This is a genomic window from Mesorhizobium sp. WSM4832, from assembly GCF_055811115.1.
On the sequence record NZ_JBVVQH010000021.1, the window covers coordinates 79868 to 93220 of the forward strand.

Sequence of the window (13353 nt, forward strand, 5' to 3'; positions counted from 1 at the left end):
AAGATGCCCGTCAAGCGCTTTCTTGAAATTCGCCGTCACCAAAATAAGCTGAAAACGTCCGCTATATGTTCGTATTTCCTTCGTTTTTGGCAGTTCTCCACCTTCATCCCGTTCGCAAAACGCCAATCCCCAAAATTACTGAAATCGCCCACCTTCAAATCTGGTCGAACCAGATTCGCTCCGAGCTACCGCCGCGACCGCCCCGGATTGCCCTCGACGACCCCCCAATCGGTCCGCATCGGGAGAAGTCTCTATCCTGCATCCGCCTTCGTCCAGCCCCTCCTCCATGCCCAACTCACGCCGCCACCACCCTGGTCAGGATGGCGTCCGGAGTCGCGCCTGCCGCACCAGCGCTGAGGCCGCCCACTGGGCAACGGCCAGGGTCTTGCCGCTGTCCAGGCCCCAGATGTCTTTCAGCACAATCAGCAGTTCGACGCCGAAAATCAGCGACAGCGCCTGCGCCAGGCGCTCGAATTCGCGCGGCGGCAGCTCGCCCCTCAGCGGCGCAAGCGCATCCTCCAGCAGGTCCATGCGATGGCCACGGGTGAAGGGTGGCTCGCCGCCCAGCGTGCCTGCCTGCCCGCGCGCCCATTGGTCCAGCGACAATTTCAGCGCTGCCTTGAACGTTGCCTCGAAGGCCTCGATGCGCGGCATCGCGCTGTCTATCAACTCCGCCACGCGGCGTTCGGCATCGGACGAATCGGATCGCCACTCGAGTATCGGGCCTAGCCCCTCATCGACCACCGCCTGCACCAGAGCTGCTTGGCTTGGGAAATAGCGATAGGCGGTGGCGCGCGACACTTCCGCCGCCTCCGCGACTTCGCTGACCGAGGGCGTGATGCCCGCCTGCATCAGCCTTGTTGCCGTCTTCAGCATCAGCCGTTTTGTGCGGGCACGGGGGCCACGCTCGGCAGCCTCATTGCCGTCGTCGTTCACTGCGCCTTGTTGACGTGAGACATCCATGTCAATATGATACGCGCGTCTCAAAAAAATGCAATGGCCTTTGCTTTCCGAAGCACCAAGCAAAAAGAGCCGTAGGCGGTCCAGCGCCGGTCAGCCGATGACGGGAGAAAACGCGATGAAGCGCATCTACGTGGTGGGCACGGCCGACACCAAGGGCGAGGAACTTGCCTTCCTGGCCGATGCGATTGCCGCCACCGGCAGTTCGGTCGCCCGCGTCGACATCGGAACGCGCGGCGCCACCGTGGCGGTCGATATTCAGGCCAGCGAGGTCGCGGCACATCATCCAGGTGGAGCCGGCAGCGTGCTCGGCATCGACGATCGCGGCTCGGCGGTGGCCGGCATGGGCACCGCCTTCAGCAACTTCATCCAATCGCGCGACGACATCGCCGGCGTGATCGGCGTTGGCGGCGGCGGCGGCACCTCGATCGTCACCGCCGGCATGCGCACGCTGCCGCTCGGCCTGCCGAAGATCATGGTCTCCACCCTCGCCTCCGGCGATACCGCGCCTTACGTCGACGTCTCCGACATCGTCATGATGCCGTCGGTTACCGACATGGCGGGGCTGAACCGGCTCTCCCGCACGGTGCTGCACAATGCCGCCCAGGCGATTGCCGGCATGGCCGCGAGACCGGCCTCGGCCGTCGCCGGCAAGCCGGCGCTCGGGCTGACCATGTTCGGCGTCACCACGCCTTGCGTGACGGCGATCGTCGAGCAATTGCGCGCCGACTATGACTGCATGGTCTTCCACGCCACCGGCACCGGTGGCCGCTCGATGGAGAAGCTCGCCGATTCCGGCCTGCTCGCCGGTGTCATCGACATCACCACAACGGAGGTCTGCGACCTGCTGTTCGGCGGCGTGTTGCCGGCGACCGAAGATCGCTTCGGCGCCATCGCCCGCACGAAGCTGCCCTATGTCGGTTCCGTCGGCGCGCTCGACATGGTCAATTTCTGGGCGCCGCCGACCATTCCCGAGAAATATCGCGGCCGGCTGTTTTACGAGCACAATCCCAACGTCACGCTGATGCGCACCACAGCCGAAGAATGCCGCAGCATCGGCGAATGGATCGGCGGCCGGCTCGCCCGCTGCGATGGTCCCGTGCATTTCCTGATCCCGGAGAAAGGCATCTCGGCGCTAGACATCGAAGGCGGCGCCTTCTTCGATCCGCAAGCCGACGCCGTACTGTTCGATGCCATCGAGCGCACCATCAAGCCGCGCGCCATGCGCCGCGTCACGCGGCTGCCGCTGCACATCAACGACCAGGAATTTGCCAAGGCCGCTACCGCCGCCTTCCTCGACATCGCCAGACAGTGAGAGCCCAGACATGGCCGCCATACCCCGCAAGGACATACTGAGGAAGTTCAAGGCGATGATCGCCGATGGCGTGCCGATCGTCGGCGGCGGCGCCGGCACCGGACTGTCGGCTAAGGCCGAGGAAGCCGGCGGCATCGACTTGATCATCATCTACAATTCCGGCCGCTACCGCATGGCCGGGCGCGGCTCGGCCGCCGGCCTGCTCGCCTATGGCAACGCCAACGAGATCGTCAAGGAAATGGCCTATGAGGTGCTGCCGGTGGTGAAGAAGACGCCGGTGCTGGCCGGCGTCAACGGCACCGACCCCTTCGTCATCATGCCGCTGCTGCTCGCTGAGCTGAAGACGATGGGCTTTTCCGGCGTGCAGAATTTTCCGACCGTCGGTCTGTTCGACGGCACCATGCGCCAGAGTTTCGAGGAGACCGGCATGGGCTTTGGCCTCGAGGTCGACATGATCGCCGAGGCACACAAGCTCGACCTCCTGACCACCCCTTACGTCTTCAATCCGGACGAGGCGCGCGCCATGACGAAAGCCGGCGCCGACATCGTCGTCGCCCATATGGGCGTCACGACCGGCGGCTCGATCGGCGCCACCTCGGCGAAGACGCTCGACGCCTGCCTGAAGGAGATCGACGCCATTGCCGATGCCGCGCGTTCGGTGCGCAAGGACGTCATCCTGCTTTGCCACGGCGGGCCGATCTCGATGCCTGACGATGCGCGCTACATCTTGGAGCGCTGCGAGGGCCTGCACGGCTTCTATGGCGCAAGCTCGATGGAACGGTTGCCGGCCGAAGCGGCAATCGCCAGGCAGACGGCGGATTTCAAGGCGGTCGCGATCACGAAAAGGAAGGGATGAGGCAATGGCCGACAAGGAAAAGGTGTTCGTCTACCCGAAGGATGTCAGCGCCTTCGGCTTCGACTGGGGCAAGCTGTCGCTGACCGTAGCTCCAGAAGTGAACGGCGCCGCCCACTTCTCGGGCGGCGTCGTCGACCTGCCCTCCGGCAAGGGCCACACCCGCCACAATCATCCCGGCGCCGAAGAGATCATCTTCGTCATCTCCGGCAATGGCGAGCAGATGGTCGAGGACGAGAAGGGCAATCCGGTTGTGGCCAAAGTGGGACCCGGATGCACCATCTACGTGCCGGAAAGCCGCTTCCACTCGACGCTCAACACCGGCGACCAGCCGATGCAGCTTTTCGTCGTCTATTCGCCGGCAGGGCCGGAACTGGCATTGCGGGAGCTATCGGATTTCAGGTTGCTGCCGGCAGGGCAGTGACGGACTTTCCTTCTCCCCGTTCCACGGGGAGAAGGTGCCCGAAGGGCGGATGAGGGGCAGCGCCGGCCTTCGGCTCTACGAAGCCCCGCCCCGGTTCCACCCGCGCCCGCGATCGCCGAACATCACATAGCCGGTGTCGGTGACCGCGACCGTATCCTCCAGCTTGATGAAGCCGCGCGTCGGGTGGAGCATGGTCGTCTCGACCGAAAGCACCATGTTCCTCTCCAGCGGCTTTGCCGCATAGGTTCCTTCATAGGCGACCGGATGATTGGTCATCAGGAACGGCGCCTCATGCGTGATCAGCCCCATGCCATGCGCGAAGAAATCCGTGTAGGCCGCGACCCTCGAGGCCTTCAGCACGCCCTCCGCATGCGAAATCATGTCGCCGCCCAGCGTGCCCGCCTTGACCTTGGAAAAGGCCGCCTGCTGCACCGTTTCGACCTCGGCCAGCAGATCCTCCAGCTCGGCGTCCGGCTCGCCGAGCACGCCCATGCGGCAAAGGTCGCCGATATAGCCGTGATAATTGCCGCCGGAATCGATCGACATCACCTCGCCCTTCTTCCACGCCTGGTCCGACGCCGCGCGGTTGTGGCTGGAGCCCAGCGTCAGCAGGCAGTACTCGAAATGCGCGCCGCGATTTGTCTCCTCCCGCCGCAACTGCTCGATGATCTCGGTCTTGCTCGTGCCCTCGCGCGCCCAGCGAATAGTCGCCAGCATGGAATCGGTGATCAGCTCGGAGGCGATGCGCAACTGTTCCAGCTCCGCCTCGGTCTTGATGGCGCGCATGCGCTCCAGCATGTCGGTCGCGTCGATCAGCTTCGCATCCGGCAACGCCTTGCGTATCAGCGTATAGGCGTCTGACGGCAGGAAACCCGGCTCGATGCCGATGCGGGCCGCCGACTTGCCGATCTTGCGCAGATGCTCCACCGCCAGATTGGCGGCATCGAGCGTGCCCCAACAGGCGGCGTGCAAGGTCGGCGTCCAGAACGGGTGGTTCTGGTGCTCGCCGCCTTCCATCTTGTTGCCGATATAGGCGGCATGCTCCGGCCCGCCCTTCTCGTAAAGGACGATCGGCAAATAGCGGCTGTGACCGATCGCATCCATCGCCGCGAAGAAGATGAATTTGTAGCCGCCGAGCAGGTATTGGGTGTTGTGCTTGGACGTGGCGAACAGCACGTCGATGCCCGCCTCTTCCATCAGCCGGTCCACCCGCGCCTGGTCGAACGGAACGCTGCTGACCTCGGTTTTGCCCGGAGCGATATTCATCTGCCTCTCCCTAATTTTCGTCGGCCGCAGGGTGCCGAACGCCACGATCCATGGCTGTCGGCCAAATCTGCATCATTTTGGCCACTCTGGTCCAGCCAGAACTGATCACCTTCGCGCCAAAGGGACCCTTCCGTTCCGATACTGGTCCAGTTTCTGCATCATCTGGTCCTACCAGATGCCGACATAACGCCTCTTTCGGCTGGCTGGTCCAGCGGACGGAAATTTCAAAGCCAAGCCATGATGCGCCAAATCCGTCTCTGGCGAAACCTTTGCCAAAGGCCATAATCACCGGATTGCCGCGCCTGTCATGGCGCGAAGAGGGGAGTTTGAGCGATGTCCGAATTCACGATCTCACGTCGCGGCCTGCTGGCCGGTTCGGCGCTGCTTTTGGCCTCGACCGCGCTGCCGACCATCGGCTTCGCCCAGACGCCGAAGAAGGGCGGCCGGCTGATCGTCGCCGCCGACTCCGAGCCGCGCAACCTGAACCCGGCGATCGTCGCGTCGAACGGTGTCTTCTTCATCTCGAGCAAGATCGTCGAGACGCTGGCCGAGGCCTCCTTCGACGGCAAGGATGGGCTTGAGCCGCGCCTGGCGCTCTCCTGGGAAGGTGCGGCCGACGGCCTCTCGGTGACGTTCAAATTGCGCGACGGCGTCAAATGGCACGACGGCAAGCCCTTCACCTCCGCCGACGTCGCCTTCTCGGCGCTGCAGGTCTGGAGGCCGCTGCAGAACCTCGGCCGCACCGTGTTCAAGGACCTGGAGGCCGTGGACACGCCGGACGAGCTGACCGCCGTCTTCAAATTCGCCAAGCCGACGCCGTTCCAGCTGATCCGCAACGCGCTGCCGGCGCTGTCGAGCGTCGTGCCGAAGCATGTTTATGAGAACGGCAAGATAGAGGACAATCCGGCCAACAACGCGCCGGTTGGCACCGGTCCGTTCAAATTCGCCGAATACAAGGCCGGCCAGTATTACCGGCTGGCCAGGAACGACGCCTATTGGGGCAAGGACGAGCCCTATCTCGATGAGATCGTCTACCAGGTGCTGCCCGATCGCACGTCGGCAGCGGCTGCACTAGAAGCAGAGGAAATCCAGCTCGCCGCCTTCTCCGCCGTGCCGCTCGCCGATCTCGACCGCATTTCCAAGGTGCCCGGACTGAAGGTCATCACCAAGGGCTATGAGGGGCTGACCTATCAGCTCGTCGTCGAGATCAACCACCGCCGCAAGGAGCTGGCCGATCTGAAAGTACGGCAGGCGATCGCGCATGCCATCGACAAGGATTTCGTCGTCAAGACGATCTTCCTCGGCTATGCCGCGACCGCGACCGGGCCGGTGCCGAAGAACGACCCGCAATTCTACACCGCCGACGTGCCGACCTATCCCTTCGACGTCGCCAAGGCCAATGCGCTGCTGGACGAGGCCGGCTACAAGCGCGCCGACGACGGCAAGCGCTTTGCGCTGAAGCTCCTGCCGGCGCCTTATTTCAACGAGACGAAGCAGTTCGGCGACTATCTGCGCCAGGCGCTCTCCGCCATCGGCATCGACGCCGAGATCGTCAACAACGACTCGGCAGCCCACATCAAGGCCGTCTACACCGACCATGCCTTCGACCTCGCCGTCGGCCCGCCGGTCTTCCGCGGCGACCCGGCGATCTCGACCACCATCCTGGTGCAGAGCGGCATTCCGGACGGCGTGCCCTTCTCCAACCAGGGCGGCTACAAGAACGCCGACCTCGACGCGCTGATTACCAAGGCATCGGAGACGCTCGACACGTCTGCCCGCACCGAGCTCTACAAGGAGTTCCAGAAGAAGGTCGCCGCCGACCTGCCGTTGATCAATGTCGCCGAATGGAGCTTCATCTCCGTCGCGCGCGACACGGTCGGGAATATAGCCAACAACCCGCGCTGGGCGGTGTCGAACTGGGCGGACACCTATTTGGCGGGTTGATCCCGCACTTGCGGATCGGCAGTCGGGGTGCTCAGTTTCGAGAATGAGAGTTCCTTCGCGCCCCCCTCTGTCCTGCCGGACATCTCCCCCTCTTGGGGGGAGATTGGCAGCTCTTGCGCCTCGCTCGATCCTGCAACGCTGGACTTTGGCGAAAGCCGATGTGACGGCCGATCTCCCCCCTAGAGTGGGAGATGTCCGGCAGGACAGAGGGGGGCGCCGTAAAGCGCGACCGCCGAGGGTTGCGAGCAGCGCCTTTTCGCCATGACCCGCGCCCTCGCCCTCCTGCGCCGCCGCCTCGTCGGCAGCGCATTCGTCCTCCTCATCGTCGTCATCGGCAGCTTCCTCCTCCTCGAAGCCGCCCCCGGCGACGCCGTCGATGCCTACATCGTCTCAACAGGCGGCGATGCCGGCATGATCGAATTGCTGCGCCACCGCTGGGGTCTCGACCAGTCGGAGCTGACGCGGCTTGCCAACTATCTCTGGGCGTTGCTGCATCTCGACCTCGGCCAATCGGTAACCTTCTCGCGGCCGATCCGCGAAATCATCCTCGAACGCCTGCCGACCACACTGATCCTGGTGGGCAGCGCCACCGCGCTCTCCTTCGGCCTCGGCTCGGCGCTCGGCATCTATGCCGGCGCACGGCCCGGCAGTTTTCGCGATCGCTTCCTGTCGATCGGCTCGCTGGCACTTTATGCGGTTCCAGGCTTCTGGCTGGGATTGGTCCTGATCGTCGTCTTTGCCGTCGATTTGCGCTGGCTGCCGATCGGCGGCATCGAGACGATCGCTTCCGGCAAGACCGGACTGGCGCGGGCAGCCGACATCGCCACCCATCTCGTGCTGCCGGTCTCGGCCCTCGGCTTCATCTATCTGGCGCTCTATCTGAGCATGATGCGCGCCGGCATGGCCGAGGCCTGGCGGCAGGATTTCGTGCTCGCCGCCCGCGCCAGGGGCCTGACGCGCCGCCGCATCGTACTTGCCCATGTCGCCCGCAATGCGCTTCTGCCCTTGGTCACCATGCTCGGCCTGCAGTCGGCGCAGATGCTGGGCGGCAGCGTCGTCATCGAAAGCGTCTTTGCCGTGCCAGGTCTCGGCCGGCTGGCACAGGAAGCCGTCGCCGGACGCGACACGCCGCTGCTGCTCGGCATCATCCTGGTCAGCGCCGTGCTGGTCGTCGTCATCAATCTTCTGGTCGATCTGGCCTACGCCTTCCTCGATCCGCGCGTCGGCGCCAGCGAGGCCGGCGCATGAACCACCTGCGTCGTTTCTTCCGCACGCCGGAAGCAATCGCCGGAGCGGCAATCCTCGCCTTGCTCATCATGATGGCGTTGGCGGCGCCGCTACTGTTTCCCGGCGACCCGCAGGCCATTGCCGGCCCGGCGCTGCTGCCGCCGCTCCAGGACTGGCCGTTGCCGCTTGGCACCGACCGGCTCGGCCGCGACGTGCTGGCCGAGCTTTTCCACGGCGCCCGCACCTCGTTGGCGGTCGGTCTGGCAGCAGCCGCCGCGGCGCTCCTCATCGGTGCGGTCGTCGGCACTTTAGCCGGCCTTGCCGGAGGCCTGGTCGACGAAGTGCTGATGCGCATAACCGACGCGTTCCAGACCGTGCCGAGCTTCCTGCTCGCGCTCGCCTTCGTCAGCATTGTCGGCCCCTCGCTCGGCGTGGTCGTCGCGGCGATCGCGCTCGGTGCCTGGACCGGGCCGGCGCGCGTCGCCCGTGCCGAAGTGCTGTCGATCCGCGAGCGCGACTATGTCGCCGGCGCCCGCGTCATCGGCATGCACCCGCTCGAGATCGCCTTCCGCGAGGTGCTTCCCAATGCCTTGCCGCCGGTGTTGGCGCTGTCGTCGGTGATCGTGGCGGCGGCCATCCTCACCGAAGCAGCGCTTTCCTTCCTAGGCCTCGGCGACCCCAACCGCGTCACCTGGGGCGGCATGATCGCCGAAGGCCGCACGGTACTGCGCACCGCACCGTTTCTGTCGATCGTTCCCGGCGTCGCGCTGGTGCTCACGGTGCTCGGCGTCTACCTCGCCGGCGAGGGCGTGGTGGAAAGCACCGCGGTGCGCAGGAGCCTGTCGTGACCGCACTGCTCTCTATCCGCGATCTGTCGGTGCGGTATCGACGCGATGGCGTCGAGGTGACGGCGCTGAAAGACATCGGCCTTGAAGTTCAATCCGGAGAACGTTTGGCGATCATCGGCGAAAGCGGTTCGGGCAAGAGCACGCTGGCGCTGGCGATTGCGGGGCTGTTGGCGGGGTCTGCCAAGATTGAGGGGCGCATGGAGTGGTTCTTGCCGGCAAGCGATGGCTCCAAGGCCCCCCTCTCTGTCCTGCCGGACATCTCCCCCTCAAGGGGGGAGATTGGCAGTTCCGTCGCCGGCTCTCTTCTTGCGACCTCGAAAATTGGTGAACGCGGAGATCACGAGCTAATCTCCCCCCTAGAGGGGGAGATGTCCGGCAGGACAGAGGGGGGCGTGACAGAACGCCGACCACCTGCGATTAGCGAACAACAAGTTCCAGTCCTCGGCCGCGATATCGGCTTCGTCTTCCAGGATCCATCCTCCAGCCTTGACCCGGTGATGCCGGTCGGCAAGCAGATCGCCGAGGTCGCCCGCACCCATCTCGGCCTCAATTGGCAAGCCGCTTACGCCAAATCCAAAACCCTCCTCGATCGTGTCCGCCTTCCCGAAGCCACCCTCCACGCCTACCCGCACCAGCTCTCCGGCGGCCAGAAGCAGCGCGTGGCCATCGCGGCCGCCATCGCCGCCGGGCCGAAGCTGCTGATCGCCGACGAAGCGACCAGCGCGCTCGACACCATCGTCCAGGCGGAGATTGTTTCCCTGATCCGCAGACTGGTGGCCGAGGACGGCATGACACTGCTCCTCATCAGCCACGATATCGCGCTCGCCGCCACGCTTGCGGACCGCATCGCGGTGCTGCGCCATGGCGAACTGATCGAGCTCGGCGAGACCCGCCAAATCGTCGAAGCGCCGCGCCATGTCTATACGCGCGCCCTGCTCGACGCTCATCTCGGCCTCGACGCGAAGCCTTTGCTTGACCGGCAAGGCGCTTCGGCATGAGCGTGCTGGCCGTCTCCAACCTTGCCAAGCGCTATCGCCGGGGCGGCAAGCCCTTCGCCGCGGTCGACGACGTGTCCTTCGAGATCGGACAGGCGGAGACGCTGGCGCTCGCCGGCCCGTCCGGCAGCGGCAAATCGACGATCGCGAGGCTGGTGCTGCGGCTGATCGAACCCGATGCCGGCCGCGTCGAATTCGAAGACAGCGACTTCCTCGCGCTGTCGGGCGCCGCGTTGCGCGCTCGCCGCGGCCGCTTGCAAATGGTCTTCCAGGATCCGCTCGCCGCCTTCAATCCGCGCGCCACCGTGGCACGCGTGCTGGACGATCCCTTGCGCATTCACAACATCGCCTCGCGCACCGAGCGCCCGCGCCTTATCGCGGCGCTGCTGGAGCGCGTCGGCCTCGATGCCGGTCTAGCCGCGCGCGCCATCCACGAGATTTCCGGCGGCCAGCGCCAGCGCGTCGCGATCGCCCGCGCCATCGCCACGCGGCCGTCACTGATCGTGCTCGACGAAGCCGTGTCGGCGCTCGATGTCTCGGTGCGCGGGCAGATCCTGGAATTGCTGCTCGACCTGCAAAGGCAGGAACGGATCGCCTATCTCTTCATTTCGCATGACCTCGGCGTCATCCGCGCCGTCGCGCATCGCGTCGTCATCCTCGACGCCGGTCGGATCGTCGAGAGCGGCGATGCCCACACCGTCATCGCCAATCCGCAATCGGCGATCGGCAAGGCGCTGGTCGCGGCGACACCAAGATTGATCAGGAACCGACCATGATCCCGCAAAGTGGCAACCGGTTTGCGGACAAGGTCATGGTCAAACAACAAAATCAGGACGCATCATGACCGATCCCGAAGCAGCCAGAGCCGAAAAGCTGTCGCGCGAGTTGGACTCCGCCTTCCGCAATCGTGCCGATCTCTACCGTCTCCTCCTCGACGAACTGACCGCCGAGCTCGGCGGTCAGAAGGCCGAAGCGGTGATGATCCGCGCCATCGAAAAGCGCGGCCAGGAAGTCGCGGCTGCAGCCTTCGCCGGCTTCAGCCCCAACGATGCGCCGGCGATCGGCGAAGCATTCCTCGCCGTCAGCCCGGATGGCGGCCGCATGTATCCGACAGATGTCGATCGCGGCCCGGAGCACATCACTTTCAAGGTGAAGCGCTGCCCGCTGAAGGACGCCTGGGTCGAGGCCGGCGTCGGTGAGGAAAAACTCGCCACGCTGTGCCGCATCGCCGGCGCCTTCGACCGCGGCCTGTTCGAGGCGACAGGCGTACGCTTCGCCAATGTCACCTGGACGCCGGGCCATGGCTCCGGCTGCTGCCACATCGCGCTGAGCAATCGGGATGCTTAACCAGTTACCGGTTCAGCTTGCGGCAAAGACGTGCAGCTCGCCGCCCGCTTCGTCGATGGCGGCGCGCAGTTCCGCTGCCGGCTCGCTGTCGGTGACGACATCGGAAATCTCGTTCAGCGCGCAGACGCGTTCGAGGCCGCTGCGGCCGAACTTGTCGTTGGTGACGACCAGCATGGTCGACAGAGCCCGCGCCATCATCGCCCGCTTCACCGCCGCTGCGCCCGAGATCATGTCGCTCGGCCCCTCCGCGTTCAGCGCCGAGGCGCCGATGATGGCGACGTCGGCATTGTAGCGGCGCACGAATTCGACCGTGTCCTCGCCGAGCACGGCCGCCTCGCGGCTGTCATAGGTGCCGGGGCAAAGGATGACCCGGAAGCCGGGATTGGCCCCGGCCACCGAGGCGACGCCGATGGAGTTGGTGATGATGGTCAGGTCCCGGCCGAGCTGCGACAGGCTGCGCGCGACCTCGTAGGTGGTCGATCCGCCGTCGATCATCACGATACGGCCTTTCTCGATCAGTCCGGCGGCACCACGCCCGACGCGGGCCCGCTCCTCGACCATGGTGAGGCCGCGTTCGGCGATCACAGGTTCCGACGTCACCAGTGAAATGGTGGCGCCGCCATAGGTGCGGTTGATGAGCCCCGCATCGCCAAGCTCGATCAGATCGCGGCGGATGGTCTCGCCGGCGACGCCGATGCGGCGCGCAAGCTTCGAGATGCGGATCGACGCCGAGCGGCGAACCTCCGACAGGATCAGCTCGTGTCGTTCCTTCTTGGTCAGTCGGCCCGGCTCGATATTCATCGTACTTCCTTTCCCGGGATTTCGTCCCTGGCTTCAAGACATTAGCCACGCCGGGAACGGGAAAGCCAGCCTCAGCGCCTGAGCCGATCGCGCATGGCGTACCACAGCATGCCGAGCACGTAGAGCGGGCCGCGCAGCGCCGTGCCGCCCGGGAACGGCAGCGGCGTCAGCGTCGAGAACAGATTGAGCCGCGAGGCATCGCCCGTGATCGCCTCCGCCAAGAGCTTGCCCGACAGCGTCGACAGGATGACGCCCTTGCCGGAATAGCCATGCGCGAAATAGACCTCGCCATAGTGCCCGACATGCGGCAGGCGCGACGTCGTCACCGACACCAGACCGCCCCAGGCATGGTCGATGCGGCAGCCCTTGAGTTGCGGAAAGGTCTTTTCCATATGCGGCCGCACGAAGCCGGCTATGTCGGCCGGCGGCGAAGGCGTGTAGCGCTCGCCGCCGCCGAACAGCAGGCGGCCGTCCGCCGATTTCCGATAATAGTTGACGACAAAGAGCGTGTCGGAAACCGCGACGTTGGCCGGGATAACGTCGGCCTTGCCATCCAGCGGCTCAGTGGCGGCGATGTAGTTGCCGACCGGCATGATGCGGCTGTTGACGCGCGGCTCCAACCCCTTGAGCAGCGCATCGCCGGCCAGCACCAAATGCCTGGCGCGGACCGAGCCCTTGTCGGTGAACACCCGGATGGACGGCTCGCGCTCCAACCGGACCGCTACCGAGTTCTCGTGGATGGCGACGCCGGCGCCAGCTGCCGCGCGAGCGAGCCCAAGCGTGTAGTTGAGCGGGTGCATGTGGCCGCCAAGCTTTTCGAAGACCGCGCCCTGATACGGTGTATCCACCATCTGCCGGGCCTGCGCCGCCGACAGGATCTCGACATCGGTGAACTTCATCACCTTGGCGAGGCATTCGGTTTCTTCCTCGAAGTCGCGCATATCCGAGCTGCTGACCGCGCCGACCAGATGGCCGGTCTGGCGCAAGTCGCATTCGAGGGCGTGTCGCTCGATGATGTCGAGCACCAGCCCGCGCGCCTCGAAGGCCAGATCGAACAGCGCCTTCGCCCGTTCCGGCCCGAAATTTTTGACCAAGCCCCTGGCGCCCTTGCGCAAGCCCGGGATCATCTGGCCGCCATTGCGCCCGGATGCGCCCCAGCCGATCTTGCCGCCTTCCAGCAGCACCACCTTCAGGCCGCGCTCGGCCGCATGAAGCGCCGCCGAAAGGCCCGTGCAGCCGCCGCCCACCACCACCAGGTCCGCCTCGGCATCGCCGGCGAGCGCGGCATGGTCGGGCGCCGGGTTGGCCGTGGCGACATAATAGGACTTGCCGATATCGAGACCGGAATTGAAACCTGTCGAACGCGAGGCCAT

Annotated in this window: 13 protein-coding genes; 9 read left to right on the forward strand and 4 right to left on the reverse strand. The window is 65.3% G+C overall.

All coding sequences use genetic code 11. The features are described 5' to 3' along the window. Positions 1–315 precede the first annotated feature (315 nt). Entirely contained in the window at positions 316–963 is a 648-nt protein-coding gene (locus AC0L2L_RS25860; RefSeq protein ID WP_473582332.1) for a TetR/AcrR family transcriptional regulator, read from the reverse strand. A 115-nt stretch (positions 964–1078) separates the two neighbouring features. Between AC0L2L_RS25860 and AC0L2L_RS25865 the strand changes: the two genes are divergently transcribed. Genes AC0L2L_RS25865 through AC0L2L_RS25875 form a run of 3 tightly spaced genes read left to right on the forward strand, consistent with a single transcriptional unit; the run spans position 1079 to position 3552 of the window. Then, a complete protein-coding gene (locus AC0L2L_RS25865; RefSeq protein ID WP_473582334.1) occupies positions 1079–2275 on the forward strand; it encodes a Tm-1-like ATP-binding domain-containing protein in 1197 nt (398 codons plus the stop codon). 10 nt (positions 2276–2285) lie between these two features. Next, positions 2286–3131, forward strand: coding sequence for a phosphoenolpyruvate hydrolase family protein (locus AC0L2L_RS25870; RefSeq protein WP_473582336.1), 846 nt, complete (start codon positions 2286–2288; stop codon positions 3129–3131). 4 nt (positions 3132–3135) lie between these two features. Next, complete coding sequence (locus AC0L2L_RS25875) at positions 3136–3552, forward strand: cupin domain-containing protein (RefSeq protein ID WP_473582338.1); 417 nt, start codon at positions 3136–3138, stop codon at positions 3550–3552. Positions 3553–3627: 75 nt separating this feature from the next. Here AC0L2L_RS25875 and AC0L2L_RS25880 read toward each other — a convergent pair whose 3' ends face one another. Continuing rightward, positions 3628–4818 (reverse strand): M24 family metallopeptidase, encoded by a 1191-nt coding sequence (locus AC0L2L_RS25880; protein WP_473582339.1) that lies wholly within the window; start codon positions 4816–4818, stop codon positions 3628–3630. Positions 4819–5151: 333 nt separating this feature from the next. Here AC0L2L_RS25880 and AC0L2L_RS25885 point away from each other — a divergent pair, with 333 nt between their 5' ends. The 6 genes from AC0L2L_RS25885 (at position 5152) to AC0L2L_RS25910 (ending at position 11179) form a co-directional block, all read left to right on the forward strand. Beyond that, positions 5152–6762, forward strand: coding sequence for an ABC transporter substrate-binding protein (locus AC0L2L_RS25885; protein ID WP_473582341.1), 1611 nt, complete (start codon positions 5152–5154; stop codon positions 6760–6762). Positions 6763–7023: 261 nt separating this feature from the next. Next, on the forward strand, positions 7024–8010 hold the full coding sequence (locus AC0L2L_RS25890) for an ABC transporter permease (RefSeq protein WP_473582342.1): 987 nt from the start codon (positions 7024–7026) through the stop codon (positions 8008–8010). After that, positions 8007–8837, forward strand: coding sequence for an ABC transporter permease (locus tag AC0L2L_RS25895; protein ID WP_473582344.1), 831 nt, complete (start codon positions 8007–8009; stop codon positions 8835–8837). Before AC0L2L_RS25890 ends, AC0L2L_RS25895 begins: the two co-directional genes overlap by 4 nt. Then, the gene (locus AC0L2L_RS25900) at positions 8834–9835 is read left to right on the forward strand and encodes an ATP-binding cassette domain-containing protein (RefSeq protein ID WP_473582346.1); all 1002 of its coding nucleotides are present in this window, start codon (positions 8834–8836) and stop codon (positions 9833–9835) included. Before AC0L2L_RS25895 ends, AC0L2L_RS25900 begins: the two co-directional genes overlap by 4 nt. Continuing rightward, complete coding sequence (locus tag AC0L2L_RS25905; protein WP_473582348.1) at positions 9832–10608, forward strand: ABC transporter ATP-binding protein; 777 nt, start codon at positions 9832–9834, stop codon at positions 10606–10608. Before AC0L2L_RS25900 ends, AC0L2L_RS25905 begins: the two co-directional genes overlap by 4 nt. Before the next feature lie 64 nt (positions 10609–10672). Further along, positions 10673–11179: an L-2-amino-thiazoline-4-carboxylic acid hydrolase gene (locus AC0L2L_RS25910; protein ID WP_473582349.1), complete on the forward strand. Its 507-nt coding sequence runs from the start codon at positions 10673–10675 to the stop codon at positions 11177–11179. A 12-nt stretch (positions 11180–11191) separates the two neighbouring features. On the opposite strand, the gene AC0L2L_RS25915 is transcribed toward AC0L2L_RS25910, so the two are convergent. After that, a complete protein-coding gene (locus AC0L2L_RS25915) occupies positions 11192–11980 on the reverse strand; it encodes a DeoR/GlpR family DNA-binding transcription regulator (RefSeq protein WP_473582351.1) in 789 nt (262 codons plus the stop codon). A 71-nt stretch (positions 11981–12051) separates the two neighbouring features. Further along, positions 12052–13353, reverse strand: coding sequence for an NAD(P)/FAD-dependent oxidoreductase (locus AC0L2L_RS25920; protein WP_473582353.1), 1302 nt, complete (start codon positions 13351–13353; stop codon positions 12052–12054).

What these genes read in the sequence shown, in the direction of transcription:
- AC0L2L_RS25860 (WP_473582332.1), bottom strand. Translation starts at nt 963, where the DNA reads ATGGATGTCTCACGTCAACAAGGCGCAGTGAACGACGACGGCAATGAG.
- AC0L2L_RS25865 (WP_473582334.1), top strand. Translation starts at nt 1,079, where the DNA reads ATGAAGCGCATCTACGTGGTGGGCACGGCCGACACCAAGGGCGAGGAA.
- AC0L2L_RS25870 (WP_473582336.1), top strand. Translation starts at nt 2,286, where the DNA reads ATGGCCGCCATACCCCGCAAGGACATACTGAGGAAGTTCAAGGCGATG.
- AC0L2L_RS25875 (WP_473582338.1), top strand. Translation starts at nt 3,136, where the DNA reads ATGGCCGACAAGGAAAAGGTGTTCGTCTACCCGAAGGATGTCAGCGCC.
- AC0L2L_RS25880 (WP_473582339.1), bottom strand. Translation starts at nt 4,818, where the DNA reads ATGAATATCGCTCCGGGCAAAACCGAGGTCAGCAGCGTTCCGTTCGAC.
- AC0L2L_RS25885 (WP_473582341.1), top strand. Translation starts at nt 5,152, where the DNA reads ATGTCCGAATTCACGATCTCACGTCGCGGCCTGCTGGCCGGTTCGGCG.
- AC0L2L_RS25890 (WP_473582342.1), top strand. Translation starts at nt 7,024, where the DNA reads ATGACCCGCGCCCTCGCCCTCCTGCGCCGCCGCCTCGTCGGCAGCGCA.
- AC0L2L_RS25895 (WP_473582344.1), top strand. Translation starts at nt 8,007, where the DNA reads ATGAACCACCTGCGTCGTTTCTTCCGCACGCCGGAAGCAATCGCCGGA.
- AC0L2L_RS25905 (WP_473582348.1), top strand. Translation starts at nt 9,832, where the DNA reads ATGAGCGTGCTGGCCGTCTCCAACCTTGCCAAGCGCTATCGCCGGGGC.
- AC0L2L_RS25910 (WP_473582349.1), top strand. Translation starts at nt 10,673, where the DNA reads ATGACCGATCCCGAAGCAGCCAGAGCCGAAAAGCTGTCGCGCGAGTTG.
- AC0L2L_RS25915 (WP_473582351.1), bottom strand. Translation starts at nt 11,980, where the DNA reads ATGAATATCGAGCCGGGCCGACTGACCAAGAAGGAACGACACGAGCTG.
- AC0L2L_RS25920 (WP_473582353.1), bottom strand. Translation starts at nt 13,353, where the DNA reads ATGGCCTCGCGTTCGACAGGTTTCAATTCCGGTCTCGATATCGGCAAG.